The sequence below is a fragment of the Citrobacter telavivensis genome, assembly GCA_009363175.1.
Classification (GTDB): Bacteria; Pseudomonadota; Gammaproteobacteria; order Enterobacterales; family Enterobacteriaceae; genus Citrobacter_A; species Citrobacter_A telavivensis.
On the sequence record CP045205.1, the window covers coordinates 4583515 to 4608689 of the forward strand.

Here is a 25175-nt window from a genome sequence, read left to right on the forward strand (position 1 = left end):
GGGCGGATCCTGACAGGTAGCGGGATTCAGGCATGATAGTGAATCACTCCCCGCATTGTAAGGCTCCCCGGTCTAAAAAAAGCCCGACAGCGTAAGCCATCGGGCATCCGATTTCTCTGGTCGCAGAACGGATAAATTACCGTTTACGCCATTTCGCGACGGGCCATCAAAGCATAGAGCTTCCCGGCAAAGGTTTCACTGACCGGCCAGTCGTCAGCGGCAATGCGGGTTGTGGTGTGAAAACCGCACTGCGCCAGCAACTGCAGATACTCTTCGTCCCGCCAGGCACGCGTCTGGCTGCTAAAATGCACGACGCTGGCGTCGGCCTTGAGTGCCCAGAACGTCGTGGTGCTGGTTTGCATTTCCTCATTCCAGCTATTTTCGCTCAGCAACAGATGTGGTTCGGCGAGAAACAGCCCCTGCGAACAGCGCTGCCAGGACGGTTGTGCCGTCCCCTGCCTTTTGACTTCGTCAAAAGTATGTACTTCAATCAGCAGAGCGCCTCCCGGCTTCAGCCAGGCCGCGCAGCGTGCCACCAGTCGTTGCGCATCCTCGATGCTAAAGACATTGATTTCACCGAAAGTCATCATGATAAAATCAAAAGCATCACCCGGCAGGTAATCGCGGACGTCCTGTTCCTGATAATCAATGTTCAGTCCTGCGCTTTGCGCCTGTTCCCGCGCCCACTGAACAGAGGCCGGAGAAAAGTCAACGCCGGTGCAATCAAACCCGCGCTGTGCGAGACGTTGGGTGTAAAAGCCGGGTCCACATCCCAGATCAAGGATCTTTGCGCCCACGGGAAGTTGACGGGCGATCCAGTCGACCTGTTGCTCGATGACCGAAAGTTTACGACTGGCCCAGTCGTGCTCCTGAGACAAGTGGTTTTCCAGCATTCTGCGACTGAAGTCTGGATCGTTCCACGGGATCTTGCCGCCCGTTTCATGACCGTCGTATTGTCCACTCAGGAGAGTCAGTTCAAGAAGATTCATCCGTTGATCTCATCGTAATGTGTATATTGGCTGAAATAGCATTCCAGCCTTCCTTCACAGCGAGAGCATTATCTCATGCTTTCGGGAATATGTTCCCCAGTCCCGGTTCAGATTTTGTCGGCAGGAAAATCGGATAAGCGGACAGGATTGATAATCCTCAGGGATTTATTTTTGTATTGGATAATCTCCTGCTGCGCAAGTTTTATCAGCGCGCGATTGAGTTGTCTGACAGAAACGCCCAACATGGCGGCGAGCGACTCCCTGTTCTCCAACTGAATCATTACGCCTTCGCTTTGCGTTTTGAATAATAAGAATTGACGCAATTTAGATTCCACCGAAATCGCACCAACCGAATGCAGCAGTGAAGTATTAAGTAACTTATGACTTAAATTCTGACACATAAAAAGAAGAAAAGCGGGATCGCGCATCGCGTTCTCTCTTACTGCCTCAACCGGAAGGGAAAGTAACAGAGAGTCCGATAATGCCTGGACGGCACTGAGGACTTTACTTTGTTTTGTTGAGAAAAGTTCGAGTTCACCGATCACCGAAAAAGCGGTTTCAAAAGAATAGACCCCATGAGTCCCGTTTGAATTCTGGCGTTCGACTTGCAGCTTACCGTCAACCAGGAAAAAGAGATGTGTCAAATACGTACTTTGCGTCGTCAGATATTCCCCGGCGTCAATTTTAATCAGACGCAATGCGGCTAACAGCGAAGCGTTGAGTACAGCAGATAACCCGTGCGCTAAAATAAATCGCTCTTTTAAGGCACTGTCGCTGATATTTTTCATCTTCCCCTCCGCCCTTTTCCTGTCTCCCTTTCATGGGATAGCACAATAAAATGAACGCGGCGATAACAAAAAGGACATATGTCCTTTTTGTTATCGCCAACTCTGCGCATTTTAACGTTACTGGACATAATAAACGGAGTAACTGCGATGAGACATTTTCTGATAGATACCGACACCGCTTCTGACGATGCGGTAGCCCTTTTGATGGCATTAAGAGCCTCTCATATTCAGGTTGAAGCGATTACCACCGTTGCGGGTAATTGCCCCTTACCCCAGTGTGTCAAAAATGCACTGATCTGCGTGGAGAAAAGCGATACTTACTTTCCTCCTGTTTACGCGGGCATGACAAAACCTCTGTTCCGGGAACGTTATTACTCGCACCATATTCATGGTGAGGATGGGATGGGTGATATGGCACTCCCCGAGCCCTCTTTGAGGGTTGAAAAAATGCATGCCGTCGATGCGATCATTGAATTTGCCTCCCGCTTTGATGGTCAGTTGGAAATTGTCACGCTGGGCCCTTTGACCAATCTCGCTATGGCGATTTTAAAAGAGCCTGAACTGGTGCAGAAAATAAAACATGTTTATGTGATGGGCGGTGCCGGACTCACCCCTGGCAATATCACCCCTTTAGCGGAGTTTAATTTCTACGTGGATGCCGAAGCGGTACACCTGGTGCTTGAATCGGGACTGCCGTTAACCGTGGTAGGCTGGGAAATTGGTATGGGCGAGGCTTTTATCAATCAGGAAGATATTGTGTTTTTAAATGAGCTCAGCGAGTTAGGCCGATTTTCCGTTCGCTGCAACAAGACGCTAATGGCGTTCAATGCAAGTCGTATGAACAAAATCGGCTTCGATTTGCCCGATCCCACCACGATGGCAGTGGCGCTGTACCCGGAAATTATTGATTCCTCTTTTGAGGCTCATACGTGGATCGAATACAAAAATGATAAATCCTACGGACACTTCGTTATCGATTCGACGCAACTGACCGGTCTGCCCGTCAATGCCACAATTATCACCCGCATAAAATCGGGCATGTTCAAGCAAAAGCTTTATTCCTTATTGTCGTAATGGATGCGAGGTATTCTGATGACATTCTCCCCGAAAAATATTAAGAAGGTCGAACTTCATGTTCACCTGGATACCTGCCTGAGCTTTCATTATATAAAACAAATTTGCCCAGGAATCACGCTGGATGACTTTACCAGGATCTTTATTGCCACGACGAAGTGCGGCGATCTTGCTCATTTCTTACGCAAGGTGGCTCCCCAGGCGAATTTCTATCGCTGTAACGAACACGCACTGGAAGCCAGCTTTATTGACAATGAAACCCGACAACGACTGATGCGTCGATCAACGGCGTGAATAATCAAACAGGCGGTACCGCGTACCGCCATTTTTGTCACGCGTTCAGCGAGGCGATATCAATAACGAAGCGATATTTCACATCGCTCTTCAGCATTCGCTGCCAGGCGACGTTAATATCCTGGATAGCAATGAGTTCAATATCCGACGTGATCTGGTGCTCGGCACAGAAATCGATCATCTCCTGCGTTTCGGCAATGCCGCCGATGACCGATCCTGCCACCGATTTCCGACCCAGGATCAGCGGCGTACTGTTCAATACCGGATCCAAATCACCCAGATACCCCACCAGTACGAGGGTGCCATTCAGCGCCAGCGTAGGGATATAGGGTTTAAGATCGTGAACATACGGAACGGTATCAATAATTAAATCAAACTGGTTATAGACGCCCTGCATTTGCTTTTCATCGGTTGAAATCACAATATGCGCAGCGCCCAGCCGACGGGCATCCGCCTCTTTGTTTGGGGAGCGGCTGAACAAGGTCACCTCCGCCCCCAGCGCTTTCGCCAGTTTAATCGCCATATGGCCCAGACCGCCCAATCCCACCACCGCAACCTGACTGCCCGGCCCCACCTTCCAGTGGCGAAGCGGCGACCAGGTAGTAATTCCGGCACAAAGCAGCGGCGCTGCGCCTTTCAGATCCAACGTTTCGGGAATTTTGATGACGAACTTTTCCGTCACCACGATCTTATCGGAATAGCCGCCGTAGGTCGGCATATGATCGTGCCGATCAATATCGTTGTAGGTCAGCGTGCTTCCTTCTTCGCAATACTGTTCCAGCCCTTGCGCACAAGGTTTGCAATGCTGACAGGAATCAACCATACAGCCCACGCCGGCGTAATCGCCGACGCGGAATTTCGTCACGGCTTTGCCCACATGCGTAATGCGACCAATGATCTCATGGCCCGGCACCATCGGGTATTTTGCGCCGCCCCAGTCGTTGAACGCATTATGAATGTCCGAGTGACAGACACCGCTATACAAAATCTCGATAACCACATCGTTGTCACGCGGATCGCGGCGAACAAAATGATGAGGAGCTAAATCTTCTTTCGCAGCAAACGCGGCGTAACCTTTTACATTAAGCGTCATGAATTTTCTCCGGATGATGGGTCATGTGGCGTGAAGGGAAATGAAACAGTGCGTGAGCCTCGTTTTCATCACGCGCCGATGAGTTAGCGCAGAATAACGCTAAGACGAAGAGACGTTAAGGATATCCACTGGCATGGCCTTATGAGCCTGATTCATGAATCCAGAAGCCGTCAGGAATGCAGACTCGCTTAAGTGTAGTCAACACATCCTGGACGGTGGAAAAGACTTCAGCGCTGCGCAGCCCACTCTGGAATATATTTATGATGCAAATAAGATGTGGCGCTCATTTTTTGAGCATGACCAGACCTATTCTATGAACCGTTTTCAGGAGGTCAAAAACATGAAAAAGCTTCTGATATGTTGTTTGTTCGGGAATACGGCAAATTCACTTGCCAAAAAGATGCATGTACTGGCAGAAAGCAGCGGCAATCCTCTCATGATTAGCGCAGTGGGACTGGATAATTTCGCCAGTGTCGCTCCCGCTTTCGACGGTTTTCTCATTGCGCCGCATATTCAATACAAGCTTTCTGAGATTTATGACATTGTCGGAAACACGCGTCCAATCGCCATTATTGAAAGTTTGCCCTATGCGTCGCTGGACGCAGAGAAAGTTTTAAATTTTGTGAAGGAGAAAATGCCTGAGCTGGCAGCCTGACACCCGGGGCCGCAGCGTTTTTGCGGCCTTCTCTTATGCATGAGATCGGTTAGTACGGCAATCAAAAAAGAGAAACACCGGGCTTGTCCGTCGCTAATAAAGCGTCACCTTGTCAAGAATTTCAAGGGTTTTCGGCAGTGCTTCAGCCCATGGCTGGCTGCTGCCCATTTTGATGTTGGGTTTGTTTTTACCGTGGAAATCGCTACCGCTGGTTGCCAACAGCGTTTTATCCAGCGTGAACTGATAAAGTTCGCGACAAAGCGCCTCATCATGATAGCTGGAGAATACCTCCACGCCCTGCACACCGAGCGGCAGCATTTGCTCAATCACCGACAGATGCTTTTCCTTTACGTTGGCACCGATATGCGCAATCACCGGAATGCCTCCGTTATCGATAATGATCGACGCCATCTCTGCCATTGGTGGCAGATCAACCTTCACATGGCACGGTTTGTCGCGGCCAAAAAAATCCCAGAAGAAATTAATCAGCGGCATGTCGCTGCGAGGGTTTCCGGCCCGGTACGGCACCAGCAGCTCATGATTCGCATTGCGCGCATCCTCTAAAATCAACTCTGCCATCTGCTCTTCCTGCGGAACGCGATCGCCCGCCATGATATACAGGCGATTGACGTCAAGCTGGAACCCGAGCGCCCGAAGCTTCGCCAGTTTCAGCGGCGTCGCGACACTTTCCAGATGGTGAAAATTCTGCTCGATGGCGTCAAAATCCCGGCTATCACGACGAAAACCGTAGCCCAGCAGATGATAGTTATTGCCCGCAAACGAGCAATCAATTTCAATGCCCGTCATCACGCTAACACCGTTTTCATTGCCATAGCGAATGGCCTCTTCAACGGATCGCGCTGAGTTGTGATCGGTGATTGCCACCGCCGCCAGGTTCGCCGCTTTCGCCATGCTCAGCAGGTCGCTAACGGGGAAATCCGCATCATCGCTGTATTGCGAATGCATGTGCAAATCGATACGTTTCATCATCTTCTCCTTAAGCTGATAAACATGTACTGCATGGCACTATATGATTAGACGTGAGATTAATACAGTGTGGCGTGCGCGATAATTCTGAATCTAATAATGCGTAGAAATATCGGTGCCGGTTAATCCGTTTCTCATGAGGGATAATCCGAGGGGATCATCACTTTCATCCCCTCAATGTGCTAATGATTAATTTGCCGAATAGAGGAAATAATCAAAATCGGCATAAATGCGCTCACCGGTGAAATCCTGGCAGCACATCCCGACAAAAGCCCCAGTGAAGCGTTCAATGCCTCTTTCTTTAAAATACTCATCAGAGAGCTTACTGTATTCCACATGATCACCCACGGGAAACCACGTGCGCTCATCTAACGAATAATAGAAGTTGGCGGCATCGTCTCTCACACAGACTTTAAGATACACCACGCCATCACGGGGAATGTTAATCCCTTCCCCGGTCGGTAGTGAGAATCTGTTAAGGTCGTTAATCATCAAATTAACCGTCCTCTCCCCCTTTTCACTGCAGGAAATATGTAAATAAATATAATTTGTCGTGTCGTAAAAACAGACTAATCCCGCCATTTGCTGAAATGAATGTGGATGAAAATCTACGCAGGTCTGTGCGGTGAAGACGAAATCGGTTTGTCTTCTTGCCAGTAAACTCTGATAGTGATGTGAACTGAGCGATTCACGACCGCGCAGTCGTAACCAACCTCTTCTTTCTTTCAGCGTACACATCTCTTCACTTAAAGGGATGCGCAACGACTGATATTGAAGCGGCAGAATGGGCGTATCAAAATCATCTTTTTCAGGGAGCGCAGGCCAGGGGAATTCTCTCAGTGACGTTTGTACCGTCAAATCAGGCGCAACGGTATTATTTGCCAACCGCAGCCAGCCCTCGTCATTCCAGTAAACCTGCTGAATCGCCGTTTCACGCCCCATCGGACTGCGGCCTTTGGAGGGTAATGGCCGACCGCATAAATGCACGATAAACCATTCACCCAGGCTGTTTTCAATGAGATCGGCATGTCCGACGCGCTGTAACGGCAGGCGACAATCGAAACGTGATGTCATCATTTGACCGATAGGATCGGTTTCATAGGGGCCAAACAGATGTTTTGAACGTGCCACGGTCACGCTATGGTTATAAAAGGTGCCGCCTTCCGCAACCAGCAGATAGTACCAGCCGTTATATTCATACAGATGCGGTCCTTCGGTGATCCCAAGCGAGGTTCCGGCGTATATTTTCCGGCATTCTCCCGTTAGCGTATTATTCTTTTCGTCATACTGCTGAATAATAATACCATTCCATTTGGGAAACCCGGCCTCCCCACCATCCATATAGCTCATTTCCATACTCACTAGCCACTTGGTCCCATCGCTATGATGAAAGAGAGAAGGATCAATTCCCCGGCTATTGAGATACGTTGGCTCAGACCACTCGCCCTCAATATCTTCAGTGGTCACCATATAGTTATTGGTATCCCAAAAACGTCCGCTCACATTTTTAACGTCGGTGTAGATAAGATAGAATCTGTCAGCATCGTAGCTCAAACAGGGTGCATATATTCCGCCAGAGTCCGGGTTACCTATCATGTCGAGCTGGCTTCTCCGATTCAACGGATAAGAAATAAGACGCCAGTTCTTGAGATCCCAGGATTTATACAGACAGACGCCGGGGAACCATTCAAAGGTTGACGTCGCTAAATAATAGGCATCGCCAACTCTGATGATGGAAGGATCAGGATTAAAGCCTGGAATAATCGGGTTGGTCATTGTGGTCATAGACACGTCCTGAAAGACAAAAATGAATTTACGTTATACTGACTGAATGATGTCACGGTGCTTACACATCATATGAACGATAGCGCTGCATAATAAAAAACATGATCAAGACAAAAACTGCCGGGATAATCGTAAAAATGAGGCGCACCGTCATAATGGCGGGGTCTGTTTGCATCGCGGCGTTCCCGACATAGCCCCCAAAGGTCAACAGCCAGCCGATAATGGCTCCGCCAACGGCAATACCAATTTTAATGGCAAAGAGATTGGTGGAAAAAACCAGCCCACTTAATGAATTATTTGATTTTTTTTCAACATTATCAATAATGTCGCTCAACAGACTCCATTGCAAAGGGGCTGAGCTTGAGTCAATAAAATGGATCAGGCAGATGACGCTGCAAATCAACGCGACAGACTCCGCAGGGACGGCAAAAAGTGCGGTCAGAATGACAGCCTGTATCACTAATGTCAGTTTGTAGGCGAGTACCCGATCAAAATTTTTATACAGTAAGGTGGTGGACATGGCCCCCACAAACCGTGTGCAAAGAATAATAACCAGTACCGTGCTGACTAAATCAGGCCTTTTCATATAGTAACTGACAAAATAGATCGCCCCACCCGTTTTTAAAATACCTGCAATCAGACTGGCGATATTAAGCGAAAAGATACAGCGCCAGTTGAAATCGTTAATAATAATAAGCAGCTCCTGATATATTCCCCGCAGGTTATGACTTTTATCCACTTCTTTAACATAGTGCTCTTTGGTCATCGCAAAGCAGAGAAAGAACATGAGGGTACTCATTCCTCCCATGATGACCATGGCAAGAAAATAACCTTTCTGTAGATCGCCTGCGCCCAGTATCTTGGTTAACGGTAGCGCGACAACCGACACAATAATGCCGCCTAACGCCGCAAAGGCAAAACGGTACGATTGCATTGAAACACGCTCTTTTGCATCCTTTGAAATATTGTTGATTAATGCACAGTAAGGAACATTGACGAGAGAGTAAAAAAGGGATAATGCAGTATAAGAAACATATGCATAAATAATCCTGCCCGTCTCACCAAAATCAGGCGTATAAAATGTCAATGCACCAAAAATACCGAACGGAAGCGAAAACCAAAGCAAGTAAGGTCTGAACTGACCATACTTTGTTTTGGTATGATCGGCAAGATAACCAATATAAACATCAGCAACGGCATCAAAAGCCCGGACAACGAGAAACATTGTCCCCATATGAAAAGCGCTTAATCCATAGATATCTGTATAAAAATAGGCCATAAACAGCATAATGGTTTGCCAGATAATATTGGACGCACCATCGCCTAATCCGTAACCTATTTTTTCTTTGACGCCTGACTTATTCATAGAAATACCTTTTACCTGAGAGGATCAAGAATTTTAAAAATTCAGGGCCGGCCTCAATATAAAAGATAAGTGCAACAGGGGATAAAAAATGTAGATAAACTGGCCATTTATATAATTTTTTTGCGCCAGGCGCTACGTGTCGATCACATTTTCAGCAAGAACTGTCTGCGATTGACTCGTCGCATGATTTATTTAGAAGCGTGCAGAGCCAAAGAATCGTTATCAATGATAATCATTCGCCGTGTTAATCCGGTCGTCAACGGACAAGGGGCTAGATGGAGATATTTTCGTTGATTTTAAGCTGCTCAGAGGTGAGGTTGCTGGTTCTGAATTTTTTCGGCGTAACGCCGATAAATCGCCGAAACTGATAGCAATAGTAAGCGGCATCCGTAAATTCACATTTATAAGCAATGTCAGTGATACTCAGGTCGGTATTACGCAACAGCTGGACCGACATCGCGATTTTCTTGCGCAGTAAATACTCTTTAAAACTGACCTGCATGACCTTTTTAAACACTCTGGAGAAATGGCCAGGCGACAGCCCAACAGCACCAGCCGCCTCGCTCAGACTGATATTAAAGGATGTCCCTGTTTCTATCGCAATGACAAAGTTAATTATCATGCTAAATATTGACTGACTATCCGTTTCAGATGAAATTTTCTCAGATGTTATCGCGTGCTGAAGTACCGTATTCAACAAGAGAATAAGCAGCGGCCTAATCTCATTTTCCGTGTGCTCGTCTTCATTAACGTCTGAAAACCATCTGAAAATGAAATCCAGCCTGTCAGCAGCCTTTCCGTTAAGACCAGTGACAACACCGATATGGGGTTCCAGCACCGGGAGGGGATATTTTAGATTACTGAGCATCGCCCGATCGTACTGTAAGATATAACGCTCATGGTCACCTGTAAATTCCAGCTCCATGTCATGCAGGACCAACGGGCTTACATAAATCAAGGTGTTATTCTCGATCCTGAACTTCTCCCGACCAATGCTATAACTGCCCTTCGCTTTGCGAAACCACATAATTTCGTGTTCGAAATGGACATGGGGTTTTATGTACATCCCCTTTTCTGGCACTTTTTCCCGTGCCCGCAGGATATAATCGAGACCTGTTTTGGTCTCTAATTTCTCAAAAAAATAATCGGCATTAATCGGCGTTGGCATAATTAAAAAAAATAGAGAAGTGTTCGCGATGTGATAACACATGAACGAGGCTAGGTACAACCGATTTTGATTTCGCGCCTCGCCTTATTCACTTCGGCGACGAGGTGCTTTTCGATAAGATTTTCACGCGCATACTGTAAGCATTCCGTACGATCGTGACGCCAACACCGCAGACCTGTCTCTTGCAATGTGAGCGTCACCTGGATAATAGATATTAGCTATTCAGACGGGATAACCTCAAAATATCTTCATGCTGTAACCGACGATAAACTTCACGTCGTTACGGTCGGTTTTATAGTTACTGTCCGTCGCGCGGAACAGCGCCGGTAGAAGGGTAAAGGAGAGCCCTTTTGCGATACCGTCGGTCACCTGATAGCGTGCGGAGAGGTCGAACGACGTCATCTTCCCGTCATACTTTCTCGCCGATCCGGTCTTGCTGACATCGGTGACGACGTGCCAGCCGTAGGTTCCGGCACCGCCGAGGGTCAGTTCCGGCAAATTAAAGTCAGCGAAGTTATAGCTCACTCCCACACGGATCGCTCGGGCACCCGACACGTTGAAATCTTCAAGTTGCGACAGCGTCGGCTGATAGTCACGCTTATCTGAGTTCGCCCACGGGGTTAAACGGAAGTTGTAATCTCCGGTATTTGGCGCGTAGTTCTGGCTGTAACCGAGAGACCATACGGTGTTGTTGTGGCTCAGGTTAAAACCAATCCCTACGTAGTATTCCGTCGAAGGATCCTTAATCTTCGACAACTCTTCGATATAGCGCGCCCCCTGGTAGAAGAGCTTACTTTGTAGTGAGACGTCTTCCGCCAGGGTGTCGTTACGTTCAACCAGCGCCTGCCAGTTGCGGCGATAGTCTTTACCTTCACCATATCCCACATCGAGAACGGTATTGCTGAAGTTGTAGACCACTCCCACCGTATGAATGTAATCGATGATCTTACCGGCCTTGATGGTAGTGCCGTTGTCATTAAGACCATCGGCGTTATTCTGGTGCCAGGTCGTGGTCATCGGTTTAAAATTACGACTCCAGTCGTTCTTGAAGCGGTCAGCCCAGGCATAGGTCAGTTTCAGCTTGTCGAGGGTTAAGGCACTGTCAAAGCCACGGAACGCGTGAGGGTTAAGTCCCCAACTGCTTTTGACGGTACCGGAATTGATAGGGGTATAGCCCGCCGCCAGCTTAAAGTTTGTGCCTTCCTCGCCAAGATTCAGCTTCAGCGCCGCAACCGACACGCTCATGTAGGACTTTTCACACGGGCTGAACTCACCTGTCTGGCCGCATTCATAATCGTAATAGAGAATTTCAGACTGTCCGACGGTATGTCCGAGTTTGATGTTGGCATTGCCCCAGAAGTCAAAACCAATCACATCCTTGTAATAGCCAGAAATGTAGCTAATCGCAACGTTCCCGGTCTGGTTTTGGATCCCGGCCGGACCGAGTCCGTATTTCCCGGAATTCGGGTTTTTCACTGCACGGTGACGAATATATAACGAGGTATTGAGGTTTAATTTGCCTTCATCATAAAACGCTTTCTCAAACTGAGAAGGCGCTTCATAATCGGTTTCCTCTTCCGCAAAGGCATGGGGGGTAATAAAAAGCAACAGCGGTGCACACAGAGATATTCTGAGTTTATGACTTGTCATTATTATATACCTTATTAAACTCTATTTTGTAGGGTGAGGGATGTACTACTTATTTAAAATCATTATTATTCGTGAGTTCCGGAATTTGTGTGCCGTATTTCTCCAGCAGTCTTTCATTATGCTGAGCAGCGTTAGCAATATTCCCGCTTAAAAATACCGGTAGACATTTTTCTTCGCGCCCAAGGTTCGCGATAACTTCGGCAAACAGGGTGTGCATAATAAAGAGTCCAGTCATTGACGACACCGGCGCAAACGGTGTTGCGTGACCGGGGATCGACAGCACCGCGTCCCCAATCGGCACCTCGTTGTCTATTGCCATCTCTACGCAATCCCGCAGTTTAAGGCCGGCTTTGTGCTTCGACGGCTGGGTTTCAGCATACAGGAAACTGGTCAGCGCCAAGGTAAATGCACCACACTGTTTCGCCCAAAGCGCCGCATCTACCGGGGCTGGATTAATCCCGGACGTAGAGATAATAATTAATGCGTCTTTATCCGTCAGGTCATATTTTTCAAGATACTCGGCAATATAGTCATTCTGTTTTTCATAATACGATGAAGCCGCCGCGCCCTCATGCAACATTAATGGCTCGATAAATATAGGGCGGACGGGGGCAATACCACCGGCGCGATAAAATACATCCTCAGCAAATATATGGGAGTGACCACACCCGAAAATATAAATCACGCCGCCTTGGTTAATTACCTTTGCCAGTTTTTCGGCGGCGACGGTGATTTTATGGCTTTGCTGTTGGGCGATGTTATTAAGTTTTTTTTGGACAATATCCAGATAACTATCAATCATTGTCATAACCAGTATCCTGACCATTGCGGTTGGTAGATTCGGTATAACGCTTCCATATAAAAGTAATCTCCCCAGAGAGTACATTCATCAATGCCTTTACCGAGGGCATACGCGTAAACACCGTGTTTGAGTAATCCTTCGCAGGCGTCATCACCCTGAGCAGAAGCACCAGTCATGAGTGCCTGTAACAATTGACGCGCCAGTTTCTCGTAGCCAGCATCCGGGAAGTGTTTGTGCGCTTCCAGCAGGCCGCAGATGGCGATCGCCAGCGCCGAACTGTCTTTTGGCGCATCCGGATCCCCGGCGAGCAGTAAATCCCAGGCGGGAACGCCGTCTTCGGGTAGATGGCGGAAGAAGTAGTCGCAGGCCTGCTGCCACAGCGCATAGTGGTCGGTTTCTCCGGTTGCTGACCAGTGAAGAGGGATCCCGAGGATTGCCCACGCCTGACCGCGCGCCCAGCAGGAGTGATCGCTATAGCCCTGGAAGGTTTTCCCGTGCGAAGGGGCTCCGCTCTTCGGATCAAAATAGAAGGTATGGAAGGTGGAGCCGTCTTCGCGAAAGATATTATTGATAACCGCCGCATAGTGGCGCTCCGCTACCTCACGGTAACGTGACTCACCGCTGATCCGCGCCGCCACGTGCAGCAAGGGGAGATTAATCAGGGAATCGATGATAAGGCGATACTCCTGCGGATCGTTAAGCGTCCCCCAGGCTTGAATAAAACCCGCGCTATCGTGAAAACGGTTCACCAGCAGGTCTGCTGCTGCCAGGATAAGCGGCGTTAACTCGTCGCGCGTCGTCAGCTTCCAGTAGGCAACCGCTGACAGGCTGTAGAGGAAGCCGATATCGTGGTGATCCAGAACATGGTGCGCCGCCAGACGCGCCTTGAAACTCGCCACGTTACGTTCAACGCCCTCAAGATTCGCCGTTTCACCGCTGAACTCCCAGGCGATAGCCTGCATTCCGGTCCAGAAACCGTTGGTCCAGTCGTTGTTCTCTTTCAGCACATAGCGGTTATTCTGGGTGCAGGCGGAGGGGAACTTCTCGCCATATACCGCGATATTGCGCGTAATGCGATGCGCGCACACTATCAGTTCGTCGCGACAGGCGTCGAGAGTAAGGGCAGGAAAGGATAGCGATGCGCTGCGCGTCGATAGAGTGTCTTTCATGATTTCCTCCTAGAGCGTAAACACGCGCTCTTTGTACTGGCGCATCAGTGAATCGTTGTATTCTTTGCCGCCCGGCAGATTGATGCTGCGCATCACCGGCGGTGCAATGCCCTGCTCCAGCAGTATTTCGATGCAGCGGATCACCACGTTATTAATGATGAAGGCCGCAGATAGCGATGACACCGGACCAGTCATAATATTGTCGTTATTCATGCTCAGCGTGCAGTCACCCGCCGGGCAGGCGTTATCGAGCACAACATCGGCAAAGTCACGAATGCTTTCGCGGGTTGACGGCGATTCACCGTTGTTGCTGGTGATAACCACCAGCTTCAGTCCCTGCTCTTTCACCTTGCGCGCCAGTTCAACGTGCAGCGGCTTGGTGCCGGAGTTGGAGATAATCACAAAGCAGTCTGACTCACGCAGATCCAGTAACCCGGAGAAAACATCGCCAATCCCCTTAAGCGAATCGAACCAGCCGGTTGGGCCATAGAACTGGTCGATAGCTTTGGTGTTAACCAGACCGCCAGCGCGACCGGCAAGTTCGACTGCAGCGGCAAACGAGTGGCCGGAGCCAAAACCGTGAATAATGCCATTGGCTTTGACGCACCCGGCGAATAACGCCGCGGCCTCCTCAATAGCGGTACTCTGGGTCTGAAATACCTGGTCCAGAGTCGCTAACACGTGCTGATAATACTGCTGCTGATGTGGCGACATTCCTTATCCCTTATCGGCTTTTAAAAACTCGGTGATACTGGTATTCGACTCTTCCGGCGTCATCTGCGCCGTAACCGCCACACCTTTTGCCAACAGGGTATTGATGGCGGCAATCTCAACATCATTGACGCTGACCGAGCGCTTAATCTGTCGGCGATCGTCTTTGTTCGACATATTACCGATGTTGAGTTGGGTGACCGCGATGCCACAGTTCACCAGCTTTAGCGCCAGCTCTGGTGTTTTCAGCAGTACCAGCACACGCTGGCCGTCATAGTTACCGGCGAGGATATTTGCGCTGGCTTTCTCAAAAGAAAGAATGGAGGTGTTACAGCCTTCCGGCGCGGCGCTACGAAGCAGCATTTTCTCAACGTCATTCGCGGCCACGGCATCGTCGATCACCATAATGCGGTTGGCGTTGAAATGGCTTACCCAACGGGTAGCCACCTGGCCGTGAATCAGTCGGTCATCGACGCGGATGTGAACAATGCCTTTCATAATAACTTCCTTAAATCAATGTGTTACTTAACCGAGAATATTCAGGTTGTAGCCAACGATGCCTAACGCGATCAGCACAAAAATGACCCGCGTTGAGTTCATCTTTTTTAGCCCCAGCAGCCAGTAGGTGAATGCCACGACCAGCAGGGGGATAAGCCCCGGCATAATCTGGTTGGCAATATCCTGTAACTTGAGCGACACCTCGCCATAGCTGAATTCGAAATTGAGATTTGCCTTCACTACCGCGGGAATCAACGCCCCGATGACCGTCAGCCCAAGAATATTAGCGGCGCGGGTAATTTTGTTGAGGCTGTTGGTCAGCGACCCCAGCAGGTTTACCCCTTCCTGATACCCTTTGCTGATGCTAAAGCGCATAAACAGCATGCGGACCAGAGAAAACAGCAGCCAGAGGATAAGTCCTACCGGATTGCCTTGCAGCGCGAGGTAAGAGGCCACAGAGCCAATGATCGTGGTCGGAATGACAAAGAACAGCGTGTCGCCGATGCCCGCCAGCGGCCCCATCAGGCCAGTTTTAATCCCGGCAACCGCATCTTTACCCGCGAGCCCGGTCTGTTCTTCCAGCGCGATATTCACCCCGAGGATCCCCGGCGCCATGGTGTTATTGGTATTAAAGAACTGGCTATGTACCCTAGCGGCCTCTTTCTGCTCTTCAGGCTTTGTATACTTCTTCTCAAGGAACGGGTAGATGCTATACAGATAGCCCAGGCCCTGCATTTTTTCGTAGTTCCAGCCAGACTGACCGAACAAGAACCAGCGCCAGAACACGCGTTTTAAGACTTTATTCATCACCCATTGCTCCATTTGCAGGGGATTCGGTAGGTTGCGCAGCCTGCTTTTCTGAATTGAAGACATAGAGCGCAATCGCCAGACCCAGTAGCGCGGCACCCAATACCGGCACTTTCAGATAGGCCGCCAAAAAGAAGCCCAGAATCAGGAAAGAGATGTTCTTTTTAATCGGTAAATAACGCAGCAGGATGGCGATCCCCAGTGCAGGCAGTACTCCGCCAGCCACTTTCAAACCGTTCATAATGGATTCCGGGATCCAGGTCACCACGTCATTAACGAAGGTGGCCCCGAGGATCAGCGCCAGCAGCACCGGCAGCATACGAGACAGCGAAATCGGCACCTGGCCCAGCAGGTTCATTCTTGCCGCCGCCTTCACCTGCCCTGCCTCAATCAGCGCATCTGCCTTATGGTGAATAAAGGTGTTAGTGAAGCGGGCGAGAATATCCAACTGCACCATTAAGAGGCCAATTGGCACCGCGATGGTGGCGCCAAACGCCGCCCCCTGGCCGCTAATGATGGCGAAAGTGGTACCCAGCACCGCGCCGGTCATGTAGTCCGGGATGGATGCGCCGCCGAAGTTACCGACGCCCAGTACCAGCAGATTCAGGGTGCCGCCGACGATAAGACCTGTGGTCATATCGCCCATAATGAGCCCGGCAAAAAAACCGGCCATGCTTGGTTTGACTAACCCTAGCGTGGTGTTATTGCCATCGTAAATCGCCAGCCCTGAATAGAGCGTCAGTAACGCTATCTGCCAGACTGCAATATGCTCCATTTTTTACTCGTCTCCATCGTCTGTTGGCGCGGTAAGCGCCGCTTGCTGTAAATGGTAAATACCATCACGCGCCGTGGTTATTATTTCATTCAGCGAGGCTGAATTATGTTGTTCATCGATGGTCATTGCTATTTCAAGAATTAAATTTAAATTCATCCCTGACAATAGAGTAACGTTATCCCAGAGGTCGTTACGGACAATAATTTCCATCACCGAGTTATACGGTGAGCCACTTTTTAAATCAGAGAGAATAATAATTTTTGAGTCTATTGCGTTGAGCGAGGCTATTTTATCGAAAAGCTCCTGTTTAAATATCGTTATCCCTTTCTCACCCTCTAACTCAACAACATGGAGGTTAGGCTGCACTCCGAGAATCAATTCAGTGGCTTGTCTGGCACCGCTGGCGAATCTCCCATGAGAGATTAATAATAGTTGATTCATCCTGCTCCCTTATCTGGCGTTCTTATTTCAATATAAAATGACTCGAGTCGTTTCCAGGTTTCAATATATTCAATGACCAGACCTTGCTCATCAAAGGTAAAGCGCTTCATCAAGATAACGGGCTGATGAGTTCCAAGCTTAAGAGCCTCCAGCACCTCTGGCGCGGCCACACTCGGAGCGCAGATCGTCTGTCGATAGGGCATCGTATACATATCAAGACCATTGTTAACCTTAAAGGCCTCATAGATAGAACTGAGTGCCGAATTTTTCACTGTCAACTTACTGGAAAAATAGCGGGCCGGTATATGGGAAATTTGCAACGCATAAGGTATGTTACTGTCAAATTTCAACCGGGCAATACGGTAATATCTTTCTTCCTGGCCCAATCCGAGTTTTTCTTTAATGCTTGGGTCATCTTCCAGAACACAGTCAATGACTTTAACCGACTGTATCCCTTTTAAATCATTATCTGATTCTGAGAAAATAATCGTCTCATTGCGCTTGGCTTTTGAAACAAAAGTCCCTTTACCCTGATAGCGAATTAAATAACCTTCATTGACCATTTCGTGAATAGCACGAATTACAGTGGCAGAACTGACAGAGTAGCGCTCTTTTAATTCTGATTCGCTATAGAATTTCTCGCCAGGTTTAAAAACGCCATTCCTGATTTCATCTAACAATGCCGACTTTATCACCTGATATTTCGCTGACTGTACTGTTGCTTTCATCGTTTGGCCAGTTTCTGTTGTCATTAATTTTATTTCGTAGGCTTACGATACCTGCACCTGATTACGCGATCAACTGCTCAAAGCAACTTAACCGGTTAACCTGTTAAGTTGTGTTCAGGATTGTGATGGACTTCGCAATTCAGCGCTGCGTTTCAAAACACAGCGCCTTGTACCTTCCCTGAGAATCGTCTCAACCTGTGGCACGCATCTATAAAACAGCGCGTTATTTTAACCAGGCCCATGCTCCATTTTTATGCTGTCAGGCAGTACGATAAGTCCAGCAAATGACCCCGTTTGGGTTGTGTGAACTCACCACTCCTTTATCCGCCACGGTTACTGGACCAAAAACGTAACAGGGATAAGCATGAAAAAGTTAATCTGTATGGCGTTATTGCTGCTCTGTGACACCTGTTTTGCACAAAATACGGATGAAAGCCGTCAATGATGCAGTAAAATATGCACCTGGCCATGCACTGTGGTGAAAAAGCGAGCCTGGAGAAAATGGACAACTAAACCTGCAACTTGATGCAGTATCGTGGACGAAGCTCTATCCGGGGATTTTGGCAGAGGAGTAAGTTGATCTTTGTTGAGGAAACTTACTTACATCAGCAGTTACATGGGAACATTCTCTTGGTGTGACAATAGGTAAACCAGAGATTAACTGCTTGATTTGATGGGATAATAGGAACATAACACACCGCATATTCTCTTTGATAAATATATATATTTTCTTGTTTCATCTTTATAAATGCCCCCTTTTGTGCCCCCACCTTGTTTTTCATGCGACTCGATGAGACTTTCATCGAGTCGTTAATCTCATCAAATTCTTCACGTATCGTGGAAACCTTTGCAGATTTCCATCCCCTCACAACCGTGATCGGCTAAGAACAATATTACTTACCTCCCTGTAAGAACACCGGCTCATCAGCCCGCACGCTTTCCTGGCTTGAAGAATGTCTGTCGCAGTCAAATATGGTGCTTGTACCTGAGAGGTAAATCCATTGCGATCGATACGAACTAACTCATATTTCTCTACCAGAAAGTTAACGGCATTAGCCAGAGTGATACCGGCATCGATATGCTCCTTTATAACGGTTTCATCATTAAAAGGTGTGTCGCTTAGCATCAGACCATAGTGCTGTTCAAGCAGACGAGTAAGTAACATTTGCCAGATAGTCACGGGCGTCAGGCATGGCTTCGCCGCCCGCATATTTGTTGCAGGTAGAAATTTCATTTTTTCTCTCGTGAAAATAATTAACGTTGAGTGGGATAAACGGCGATGTATACGTAGCCACAACTACCAAGCGTATCGGCTTCGCAGGTGAGTCCGTTGTGGTAAAGCATGACGCTGTGTTGATAGCGGGGATTGAGCTCGCCACTGATGAGCATTAGTTCCAGTTGTTTGAGTATTAATGGAAACGCCTGGTCGAGGCTCAACGCATCCTCGTCGCTGAAAGCACCATTAAACCCGGCGCGGTCAGCGAGAAAATGCACCCGGCTGCCTTCCTGTACCAGACGAGCTCCAAAACAGGGTGTAATAGCGCGTTTAAGTCCCCACGGCTGGCTGGCTGGATTCTCCGGCTTGGTACCGGAGTCTGAGTGAATGCTCATTATTGTTCCTGATTAAAGGGAAGGATTAATTGAGAGTGACGCTTCGAAGAATGACATAGGGACCATTGCGATCATGACGGCGCTCAGCAAACACGGCCAGAACGCCGCGTATGTCCTGAACTTCCCGGCCAGCATAATGGCAGATACTGCCAGACCATTTATATTTACCGGTACAGAAGCGAAACAGTCGGGAGCCAGGATGTTGCCGATATAGAGCCATGGCCTGGCGCTTACTGATGATTTTCATATCCAGCCTCGCTCCGCAAACGACACAATGCCATCCTGACCGACAACCAGATGATCGAGCGTTTTCACATCAACCAATCCCAGCACCTCCTTCAGTTTGTCAGTCATATGGCGATCGGCTTTGCTAGGCTCCGGATCGCCGGATGGATGGTTATGCGCCAGTACGACAGCTGCAGCATTGAAGCGAAGCGCTGACTTCACTACCTCACGGGGATGGACCTGGACATGGTTGATCGAACCAGCAAATAGCATTTCGCTCTCCAGTAAACGATGCTGATTATCGAGATAGAGAACCATAAACACTTCCCGTTCTTGTCCTGCCAGCTGTAACCGAAGCCAGTCACGTGCTGCAGTGCTTGAGGTAAAAGATATGCCGGGCTGGTGCAGATATTTATCCAGCAGGTTGATAGCGCGGCGAATGGTCCGTTGGGCATAGGGTGTCAATCCGGAAGTCGCTGGGAGCAGGCAACCATGCTGGGCTATAACCGTCAGCGGAAAGAGTTCAGGCTGCGATGACACCGGGGATAATGCGGTATTCATGTTCGGCATTCCTCAGTTGATGAGAGGCATAATGGCACTGCGCTCTGGATGGTTCAACGCGAAGTCACGTAAGCGATAATAATGCTCGGTCATCGCGTCACACTCGGTACGACAGGCGTGGTGGCTGTATGCCATCAGGCAGGCGACTATCCCTGCCGCTTCAGGAGTAAGTTCCGCACCGTTGCCATTCATGTTGTTAAACAATGCCCACTTTTCATCGTGCTCTGACTCAGGAGCCATAAAAGCACCGCCGTTACTGAGCGTCAAAAAGTTCCAGATACCACCGTGGTAATCGGCACACAGGCGGTCCATCCAGGCAAAGATTCGGGGCTCAAGGGTTATCCATTGCTGGATGGAGCCAAAGTGCTTCGGCCAGAAGCCGGTGCGTAACTCGTCAGGGACCACTGAAGCAGTAATTGCTGTCTGCTCAGCGAACTGAGGGTGTTGTGTATCCATTAAACTATCTCCTTATGCCGGAACTGTTATTTAGCACCCGAAAAACTCGAGCATGTTTTCTGCCATAACCCAAAGAGCGCGGTTGAGCTTCACATCGCCATCAATACCGGTAACGGCCCGGGTGCGGCTGCTTTTCCCCTGAGCGGTTCGCCCTGACAATCCCCCTTTCATCAGGTTCTCCTGTACCCGCTGATAGACGGTCCACAGGTCATCGCTGTAGTCTTCCCGACGACGAGGGGTCAGCAACTGCGATACCGTGACCGGCTGGTGATCCTCACCAAAGCGATACTTCAGTGCGGCATTCGCCAGCGCGTGACGGGCCGGAGCTGGCAACGCCAGTGACTGCATTGCATCGCGTTTCTCCTCTACCCGGTCAAATACGCCGAGCACTTCGTAAGCCCCTTCAATCACCTTCTCAACAACATTCCCTTTATGCGGTACCCGCACTTCTCCAAATGACTGACCGCAGACCAGACCGTTGGTGCAGACACCACGAAACAGCCCTGGTAGCATCTGGTAGCTTGATGACCCGTCATGGCTATTAAGTAGAATAATTTCCGGCACCTGATGCCCACTCAATTGCCCGGCACGACGCAGGCGCAGCATGTGTTTGGTGTGCTCCCGCTTACTCAGGTCACGAACCTTTGTCTGGCAGGCAAAGAACGGCTCAAAGCCTTCACGCTGCAGGCTTTCGAGGATGGTGATGGTCGGGATGTAGGTATAACGGTCTGAACGAGATTCATGCTTGTCACTCCCGAACACGCTGGGGACATGACTCATCAGCTCTTCGTGGGTCAGAGGCCGGTCACGGCGTATCTGGTTAATACGGCCAAAGCGGCTGGCTAATCGCATGGCTAACTCCTTATCTGATAATGAAATAAAAACAAAAAAGGCCATGTTCCCGAAGGAGCATGGCCTGTTGCTATCTGGTGTTGGTACGTAGCGGGCTGGAGAGGTCTGAAACGTGAGTAATTAATCGCTGTAGTGTGTGGTCCGGCACTCACTGAGGTCAGACAGCTCTTTTTGCGTATTCTTTAGACCCGAGCTGAAGGAGCCAACTTTGTTATTGTTGACATAAACATCGAAATTAGACGACTGACCCAGCGCGTCAATAAATGACACCCAGGCATTATCGCCATTCCTCCAGCCCAGGGATGACGGTAACGGATACTGGCTGTCATTCATCACCACGGTGATGTCGGTTCCGTCATCGTGAGAATTCAGCAAGGTACCGTCGGGCAGGGTCAGGTATACGCTGTGCTGCAGCACATTCTGCTCATCAGGGCTGGTGGTGCAGTTAAGATTGAAGACCACCTTCTCCGGACTGGTGATGATGTATTCGGTCACGCCCTGGGCGAATCCGCTGCTCCACATATTGGGGACGGCCTGTACAACGGAGGCTGAGGCCAGCATAACCACCGCCAGAGAGGTGTGAGATAAACGCATAAGTGATTTCCTTTCATTAACATCAGAGGGAGGGGCATCCGTCAGGGCGCGCTGAAGCGCTCCGGGAACCCGGGCGACCTTAGTTCACTTCATCAACGCTCTTATCTGTCTGTCGTTTTGTCCTTCCATTTTGGCCGGTTGCTACCCGAAAAGGATTTCACCAGCGACCAGTATTCCACCGGGAATCGTTTTACCAGTTCCCCGTTGAGACGGACATCAATAGTCCGGTACTGCCCGTTGTTCATGGTCCCCTGACTGAAGTAAGCATTGCTACTGCAGGTCCCCGTGTCGTACTGGTTCCAGGCTTTTTCGGGTTTGCCCACCACGTAAAAATCCCCCAGGGCGCAGCCGTTAGTGGATTTACGATTAACAATGGCCACCCTGTTCGTTGCCGCCAGCACGATGGTGCAGGTGCTGTGTTTTCCGCCACAGACATCCCATAACACTCGACCGCCGGGGTCCTTAAACGACCAGATGGTATTCGCCGGAATATCGGTACGTTCCTGGGCCGCGGTACTGAGACTGACGCTGAAAACCAGCGCAAAAACTGCAAACCTTCTTTTCATTTTCATTCCTTAGCCATTTCAGAAAATCCGCAGTCAGCACCCGCAGCGGTGACCATATCGCACTGCAGGCTGAGCGGATGGATTTATTTATCGATCGATAATAACGATCGATAAAATAGATATCGATCGTTACATTCTATTAATAAGGGTGAAAGTTGTCATCCCTTTCGGAGAAAATGTGTGACAGAACAGGGACTCAGGTATCCGGTGCCACGAAGCGGGAGCAACGAGTGTTCTGATTAAAAGAAGTGGGTCTGTGAATGAGGCTCATGCCCACGGATGAGCGGAGGAGGATAAAGTCCGGTTTCAGAAGAAAATCCAGTCCCAGACGGCACGGGCCACCGACACCACAGCGTCCCGCACCGTGCGGATCACCGCTCGCACGGAGGCAGGAAGAAAAGAGGAGGACGCTGCCATATCAAACACGTCCCCCACCGCACTACCGAAACCATCACGGGCCTGCTTTTTTACCGGTGCCGTGCAGAGCTTACCGTGCAGCTGTGTTGCCAGCGGGCTGGAGGCCCGGTCAGGCAGGCAGCACATCATGGTCTCCACCATTGTGTCCATCCCCCACCCGGTTCTGGCTGACACCACACAGACAGGATGATGTGGCAGGAACAGGTGCTGTACAGCGCGTCGTTTCGCCTCAATTGTCAGCTGCTGGTCCGGAGAAGGCGTGTTGTCGGCGAGATCCCATGTGTGGCAGGGTTCGGCCTTGTCAGCCTGATTGATGACGAACAGTACCCGATGCTGGTACGCCAGCATGACCTTTCGATAAAAATGCTCATCCACCGACAGTGCGCGATCATCAGCTTTGATTACCCACAGTACTAGGTCCAGTTCAGGCAGGATGCGGCGGTACAGTGCGGTATATTCCTCGTCGCGTTGCGCGCTTTCACCCACACCGGGTAAATCGACCATCATCAGGCTGTGACTGCCATTGCGGAGTCTGAAGCGCAGCGCGTCGCGGGTACAGGCATTCACGTCGCTGACTGGCGTGACTTCCCCCTGAAACAGGGCATTGCAGAGGCTGGATTTACCGGCCCCCGTTTTGCCCATAATGCCTATCACAGGCTCGTACCGGGTAAGACTGCGAAGGCGTTCAAGAATGTGGCTGCGGATAGCGTGGGGCAGAGAAGCCAGGGGTTTCTCAATGGCCTGAAGGCCGTCAGATTTTTGCATACGGAAGTCTCAGCGTGAAAAACAAAAAGCCCCGCGATCTGAGAAGGATGCGGGGAGATTCACGGAGATAATATCTGTCTGAAAATTTTTGGAATGCGGGCAATTAATATACGACTCGTCTACAACAACATGTCGGTATCAGACCTCACGTTGTGAATATGCTGACTGATCCCGACAGGATGAGTACTGCCGCGTTAAGGTCAGAACTTTACCTTTTTGTACCTCTGGTATTCTTCAAGTATGAGTTCCTTCAGCATTTCACCATTATTCAGACGCCTTGATCTCGACAACGCCCTGAGTTTCTCTCTTGTGTTAACATCGAGATAAAACTGAATATTAATGTTTTCCTCCTGTGATTTTTTATATTTCCGGCTGGCTTTTTTCTTGTTAAATGTTTGTCTGAAAGTTTTAACATCTTCATCGGAAGTCATAAGTCTGGTTATCCAGACATCAAACGAGAGAAATATTGCGTGATAAATATCAGCAGAATCAGGAAAATCAATAAGCTCACCACAGGCAATATTTCTGTCCTTCAGATACTGCCAGGTCCAGATGCAGTCATCACTGTTCTCCGGCCTGAGGTAACTGAATGGACTCCGGCTTTTAAAGGCTTTTATCCATTCTGATTTTACTCTCTCCAGCCAGATATGAATTAATTCTTCATCCGAGAGTAAGTCTATGATTTTCAGGGTCTGAATGATCTGAGCTCTTGAATCAGAGGGAAAACATTGAGTTTGTAAGTAATCATCCCGGATAACAAGTTTATTTTTACTATAAAGCTTCTGTAAAACTGAGTTTTGATTCTCCCTGATAAATATCATGAGCTGATACCATGTAAAAAGACAGGCCCTTTCACTGCTACCTATCCATGATATTCTCTCTGTCGCTATCAGTTCTCTTTTAGATCTTATGATCATATTCCCGATTAATTCGTTAAGTTCCAGGGCTGTCCGGGTGCCAGCAATATCCTCGCGATGTTTTTTAATGTAGGCAATGTAATTTTCGGGTTTATCAAAAGGATCTGATGGCATGATTCTGATGCCGTATCTGGACAGAAAAGAAGAATAATACGCATTCAATCTTTCATTCAACACTTCGCGCGACAGGATTTCACCACTCATTTTCTTTATTTTCAGCTCGTTTTTTAAACAAAATAAGGATATAAAAACTATACAACATTGAAATAACAACGAATAAATAAGGCGATGAATCTGTGATTTGGCGCATAGAAAACCACTGAAAACGCCTGCTACGCAGAGGTAAAACGATTCCTTTCTCCTGCCACACACACGGATGGGTGAGACAGCAATGCAATGCTGGCTCAGTACTGATTATTGATGCAACGCCT

At 49.0% G+C, this 25175-nt stretch carries 30 protein-coding genes; 3 read left to right on the top strand and 27 right to left on the bottom strand.

Annotated features, from left to right (window positions below):
- Window positions 1-143: 143 nt before the first annotated feature.
- Both GBC03_24335 and GBC03_24340 read right to left on the bottom strand, forming a co-directional pair.
- Window positions 144-989 (bottom strand): methyltransferase domain-containing protein, encoded by an 846-nt coding sequence (locus tag GBC03_24335; GenBank protein ID QFS73110.1) that lies wholly within the window; start codon window positions 987-989, stop codon window positions 144-146.
- 107 nt (window positions 990-1096) lie between these two features.
- Complete coding sequence (locus tag GBC03_24340; GenBank protein ID QFS73111.1) at window positions 1097-1777, bottom strand: cyclic nucleotide-binding domain-containing protein; 681 nt, start codon at window positions 1775-1777, stop codon at window positions 1097-1099.
- 147 nt (window positions 1778-1924) lie between these two features.
- Between GBC03_24340 and GBC03_24345 the strand changes: the two genes are divergently transcribed.
- Together GBC03_24345 and GBC03_24350 are read left to right on the top strand one after the other, a co-directional pair.
- Window positions 1925-2851 (top strand): ribonucleoside hydrolase, encoded by a 927-nt coding sequence (locus GBC03_24345; GenBank protein ID QFS73112.1) that lies wholly within the window; start codon window positions 1925-1927, stop codon window positions 2849-2851.
- An 18-nt stretch (window positions 2852-2869) separates the two neighbouring features.
- Window positions 2870-3145, top strand: a complete 276-nt coding sequence (locus GBC03_24350; GenBank protein QFS73113.1) for a hypothetical protein — start codon at window positions 2870-2872, stop codon at window positions 3143-3145.
- Window positions 3146-3182: 37 nt separating this feature from the next.
- Here the strand turns inward: GBC03_24350 and GBC03_24355 are convergent, their stop codons facing one another.
- Window positions 3183-4238, bottom strand: coding sequence for an alcohol dehydrogenase catalytic domain-containing protein (locus tag GBC03_24355; GenBank protein QFS73114.1), 1056 nt, complete (start codon window positions 4236-4238; stop codon window positions 3183-3185).
- A gap of 340 nt (window positions 4239-4578) precedes the next feature.
- Here GBC03_24355 and GBC03_24360 point away from each other — a divergent pair, with 340 nt between their 5' ends.
- Entirely contained in the window at window positions 4579-4893 is a 315-nt protein-coding gene (locus tag GBC03_24360; protein QFS74117.1) for a PTS cellobiose transporter subunit IIB, read from the top strand.
- A gap of 93 nt (window positions 4894-4986) precedes the next feature.
- Here GBC03_24360 and GBC03_24365 read toward each other — a convergent pair whose 3' ends face one another.
- The 24 genes from GBC03_24365 to GBC03_24480 form a co-directional block, all read right to left on the bottom strand.
- Window positions 4987-5880: a PHP domain-containing protein gene (locus GBC03_24365; protein ID QFS74118.1), complete on the bottom strand. Its 894-nt coding sequence runs from the start codon at window positions 5878-5880 to the stop codon at window positions 4987-4989.
- A gap of 189 nt (window positions 5881-6069) precedes the next feature.
- Window positions 6070-7665 (bottom strand): family 43 glycosylhydrolase, encoded by a 1596-nt coding sequence (locus GBC03_24370; GenBank protein ID QFS73115.1) that lies wholly within the window; start codon window positions 7663-7665, stop codon window positions 6070-6072.
- Between the two features lie 61 nt (window positions 7666-7726).
- The gene (locus GBC03_24375) at window positions 7727-9031 is read right to left on the bottom strand and encodes an MFS transporter (GenBank protein ID QFS73116.1); all 1305 of its coding nucleotides are present in this window, start codon (window positions 9029-9031) and stop codon (window positions 7727-7729) included.
- Between the two features lie 271 nt (window positions 9032-9302).
- Window positions 9303-10199, bottom strand: coding sequence for an AraC family transcriptional regulator (locus GBC03_24380; GenBank protein ID QFS73117.1), 897 nt, complete (start codon window positions 10197-10199; stop codon window positions 9303-9305).
- Window positions 10200-10436: 237 nt separating this feature from the next.
- Window positions 10437-11849 carry an outer membrane porin, OprD family gene (locus GBC03_24385; protein ID QFS73118.1) on the bottom strand — a complete coding sequence of 471 codons (1413 nt, stop codon included), beginning with the start codon at window positions 11847-11849 and terminating at the stop codon, window positions 10437-10439.
- Window positions 11850-11898: 49 nt separating this feature from the next.
- Window positions 11899-12657 (bottom strand): sugar isomerase domain-containing protein, encoded by a 759-nt coding sequence (locus tag GBC03_24390; GenBank protein QFS73119.1) that lies wholly within the window; start codon window positions 12655-12657, stop codon window positions 11899-11901.
- Window positions 12654-13820, bottom strand: coding sequence for a glucuronyl hydrolase (locus tag GBC03_24395; GenBank protein ID QFS73120.1), 1167 nt, complete (start codon window positions 13818-13820; stop codon window positions 12654-12656). The genes GBC03_24390 and GBC03_24395 overlap by 4 nt, the downstream gene beginning before the upstream one ends.
- Before the next feature lie 9 nt (window positions 13821-13829).
- Window positions 13830-14534, bottom strand: a complete 705-nt coding sequence (locus GBC03_24400; protein QFS73121.1) for a sugar isomerase domain-containing protein — start codon at window positions 14532-14534, stop codon at window positions 13830-13832.
- A gap of 3 nt (window positions 14535-14537) precedes the next feature.
- The gene (locus GBC03_24405; GenBank protein QFS73122.1) at window positions 14538-15029 is read right to left on the bottom strand and encodes a PTS mannose/fructose/sorbose transporter subunit IIB; all 492 of its coding nucleotides are present in this window, start codon (window positions 15027-15029) and stop codon (window positions 14538-14540) included.
- A gap of 27 nt (window positions 15030-15056) precedes the next feature.
- Entirely contained in the window at window positions 15057-15836 is a 780-nt protein-coding gene (locus GBC03_24410) for a PTS fructose transporter subunit IID (GenBank protein ID QFS73123.1), read from the bottom strand.
- Complete coding sequence (locus GBC03_24415; protein QFS73124.1) at window positions 15829-16611, bottom strand: PTS sorbose transporter subunit IIC; 783 nt, start codon at window positions 16609-16611, stop codon at window positions 15829-15831. Before GBC03_24415 ends, GBC03_24410 begins: the two co-directional genes overlap by 8 nt.
- Window positions 16612-16614: 3 nt before the next feature.
- The gene (locus GBC03_24420; protein QFS73125.1) at window positions 16615-17052 is read right to left on the bottom strand and encodes a PTS fructose transporter subunit IIA; all 438 of its coding nucleotides are present in this window, start codon (window positions 17050-17052) and stop codon (window positions 16615-16617) included.
- The gene (locus GBC03_24425) at window positions 17049-17780 is read right to left on the bottom strand and encodes a UTRA domain-containing protein (protein ID QFS74119.1); all 732 of its coding nucleotides are present in this window, start codon (window positions 17778-17780) and stop codon (window positions 17049-17051) included. The genes GBC03_24420 and GBC03_24425 overlap by 4 nt, the downstream gene beginning before the upstream one ends.
- A 605-nt stretch (window positions 17781-18385) precedes the next feature.
- A complete protein-coding gene (locus GBC03_24430) occupies window positions 18386-18649 on the bottom strand; it encodes a hypothetical protein (protein QFS73126.1) in 264 nt (87 codons plus the stop codon).
- On the bottom strand, window positions 18646-19014 hold the full coding sequence (locus GBC03_24435) for a toxin (GenBank protein QFS73127.1): 369 nt from the start codon (window positions 19012-19014) through the stop codon (window positions 18646-18648). Before GBC03_24435 ends, GBC03_24430 begins: the two co-directional genes overlap by 4 nt.
- 20 nt (window positions 19015-19034) lie before the next feature.
- Entirely contained in the window at window positions 19035-19391 is a 357-nt protein-coding gene (locus GBC03_24440; GenBank protein ID QFS73128.1) for a type IV toxin-antitoxin system YeeU family antitoxin, read from the bottom strand.
- A gap of 25 nt (window positions 19392-19416) precedes the next feature.
- On the bottom strand, window positions 19417-19638 hold the full coding sequence (locus GBC03_24445; GenBank protein QFS73129.1) for a DUF987 family protein: 222 nt from the start codon (window positions 19636-19638) through the stop codon (window positions 19417-19419).
- The gene (radC, locus tag GBC03_24450) at window positions 19635-20177 is read right to left on the bottom strand and encodes a DNA repair protein RadC (GenBank protein ID QFS73130.1); all 543 of its coding nucleotides are present in this window, start codon (window positions 20175-20177) and stop codon (window positions 19635-19637) included. Before radC ends, GBC03_24445 begins: the two co-directional genes overlap by 4 nt.
- 12 nt (window positions 20178-20189) lie before the next feature.
- Window positions 20190-20633 (bottom strand): antirestriction protein, encoded by a 444-nt coding sequence (locus tag GBC03_24455; protein QFS73131.1) that lies wholly within the window; start codon window positions 20631-20633, stop codon window positions 20190-20192.
- 30 nt (window positions 20634-20663) lie between these two features.
- On the bottom strand, window positions 20664-21485 hold the full coding sequence (locus GBC03_24460) for a DUF932 domain-containing protein (protein ID QFS73132.1): 822 nt from the start codon (window positions 21483-21485) through the stop codon (window positions 20664-20666).
- A 120-nt stretch (window positions 21486-21605) separates the two neighbouring features.
- Window positions 21606-22046: a hypothetical protein gene (locus GBC03_24465; GenBank protein QFS74120.1), complete on the bottom strand. Its 441-nt coding sequence runs from the start codon at window positions 22044-22046 to the stop codon at window positions 21606-21608.
- A gap of 134 nt (window positions 22047-22180) precedes the next feature.
- On the bottom strand, window positions 22181-22645 hold the full coding sequence (locus GBC03_24470; GenBank protein ID QFS73133.1) for a hypothetical protein: 465 nt from the start codon (window positions 22643-22645) through the stop codon (window positions 22181-22183).
- A gap of 306 nt (window positions 22646-22951) precedes the next feature.
- Window positions 22952-23827 carry a GTP-binding protein gene (locus tag GBC03_24475; protein QFS73134.1) on the bottom strand — a complete coding sequence of 292 codons (876 nt, stop codon included), beginning with the start codon at window positions 23825-23827 and terminating at the stop codon, window positions 22952-22954.
- A 200-nt stretch (window positions 23828-24027) separates the two neighbouring features.
- Window positions 24028-24948 (bottom strand): hypothetical protein, encoded by a 921-nt coding sequence (locus GBC03_24480; protein ID QFS73135.1) that lies wholly within the window; start codon window positions 24946-24948, stop codon window positions 24028-24030.
- Window positions 24949-25175: the final 227 nt, after the last annotated feature.

Coding starts and splice junctions, on each gene's coding strand:
- GBC03_24405 (QFS73122.1), bottom strand. CDS start 15,029: ATGAAAGGCATTGTTCACATCCGCGTCGATGACCGACTGATTCACGGC.
- GBC03_24440 (QFS73128.1), bottom strand. CDS start 19,391: ATGAGCATTCACTCAGACTCCGGTACCAAGCCGGAGAATCCAGCCAGC.
- radC (QFS73130.1), bottom strand. CDS start 20,177: ATGAATACCGCATTATCCCCGGTGTCATCGCAGCCTGAACTCTTTCCG.
- GBC03_24340 (QFS73111.1), bottom strand. CDS start 1,777: ATGAAAAATATCAGCGACAGTGCCTTAAAAGAGCGATTTATTTTAGCG.
- GBC03_24355 (QFS73114.1), bottom strand. CDS start 4,238: ATGACGCTTAATGTAAAAGGTTACGCCGCGTTTGCTGCGAAAGAAGAT.
- GBC03_24335 (QFS73110.1), bottom strand. CDS start 989: ATGAATCTTCTTGAACTGACTCTCCTGAGTGGACAATACGACGGTCAT.
- GBC03_24380 (QFS73117.1), bottom strand. CDS start 10,199: ATGCCAACGCCGATTAATGCCGATTATTTTTTTGAGAAATTAGAGACC.
- GBC03_24435 (QFS73127.1), bottom strand. CDS start 19,014: ATGAAATTTCTACCTGCAACAAATATGCGGGCGGCGAAGCCATGCCTG.
- GBC03_24415 (QFS73124.1), bottom strand. CDS start 16,611: ATGGAGCATATTGCAGTCTGGCAGATAGCGTTACTGACGCTCTATTCA.
- GBC03_24470 (QFS73133.1), bottom strand. CDS start 22,645: ATGAAAAGAAGGTTTGCAGTTTTTGCGCTGGTTTTCAGCGTCAGTCTC.
- GBC03_24455 (QFS73131.1), bottom strand. CDS start 20,633: ATGGATACACAACACCCTCAGTTCGCTGAGCAGACAGCAATTACTGCT.
- GBC03_24475 (QFS73134.1), bottom strand. CDS start 23,827: ATGCAAAAATCTGACGGCCTTCAGGCCATTGAGAAACCCCTGGCTTCT.
- GBC03_24465 (QFS74120.1), bottom strand. CDS start 22,046: ATGCTGGCCTCAGCCTCCGTTGTACAGGCCGTCCCCAATATGTGGAGC.
- GBC03_24360 (QFS74117.1), top strand. CDS start 4,579: ATGAAAAAGCTTCTGATATGTTGTTTGTTCGGGAATACGGCAAATTCA.
- GBC03_24350 (QFS73113.1), top strand. CDS start 2,870: ATGACATTCTCCCCGAAAAATATTAAGAAGGTCGAACTTCATGTTCAC.
- GBC03_24480 (QFS73135.1), bottom strand. CDS start 24,948: ATGAGTGGTGAAATCCTGTCGCGCGAAGTGTTGAATGAAAGATTGAAT.
- GBC03_24425 (QFS74119.1), bottom strand. CDS start 17,780: ATGAAAGCAACAGTACAGTCAGCGAAATATCAGGTGATAAAGTCGGCA.
- GBC03_24445 (QFS73129.1), bottom strand. CDS start 19,638: ATGAAAATCATCAGTAAGCGCCAGGCCATGGCTCTATATCGGCAACAT.
- GBC03_24365 (QFS74118.1), bottom strand. CDS start 5,880: ATGAAACGTATCGATTTGCACATGCATTCGCAATACAGCGATGATGCG.
- GBC03_24390 (QFS73119.1), bottom strand. CDS start 12,657: ATGACAATGATTGATAGTTATCTGGATATTGTCCAAAAAAAACTTAAT.
- GBC03_24395 (QFS73120.1), bottom strand. CDS start 13,820: ATGAAAGACACTCTATCGACGCGCAGCGCATCGCTATCCTTTCCTGCC.
- GBC03_24410 (QFS73123.1), bottom strand. CDS start 15,836: ATGAATAAAGTCTTAAAACGCGTGTTCTGGCGCTGGTTCTTGTTCGGT.
- GBC03_24460 (QFS73132.1), bottom strand. CDS start 21,485: ATGCGATTAGCCAGCCGCTTTGGCCGTATTAACCAGATACGCCGTGAC.
- GBC03_24345 (QFS73112.1), top strand. CDS start 1,925: ATGAGACATTTTCTGATAGATACCGACACCGCTTCTGACGATGCGGTA.
- GBC03_24385 (QFS73118.1), bottom strand. CDS start 11,849: ATGACAAGTCATAAACTCAGAATATCTCTGTGTGCACCGCTGTTGCTT.
- GBC03_24370 (QFS73115.1), bottom strand. CDS start 7,665: ATGACCACAATGACCAACCCGATTATTCCAGGCTTTAATCCTGATCCT.
- GBC03_24375 (QFS73116.1), bottom strand. CDS start 9,031: ATGAATAAGTCAGGCGTCAAAGAAAAAATAGGTTACGGATTAGGCGAT.
- GBC03_24400 (QFS73121.1), bottom strand. CDS start 14,534: ATGTCGCCACATCAGCAGCAGTATTATCAGCACGTGTTAGCGACTCTG.
- GBC03_24420 (QFS73125.1), bottom strand. CDS start 17,052: ATGAATCAACTATTATTAATCTCTCATGGGAGATTCGCCAGCGGTGCC.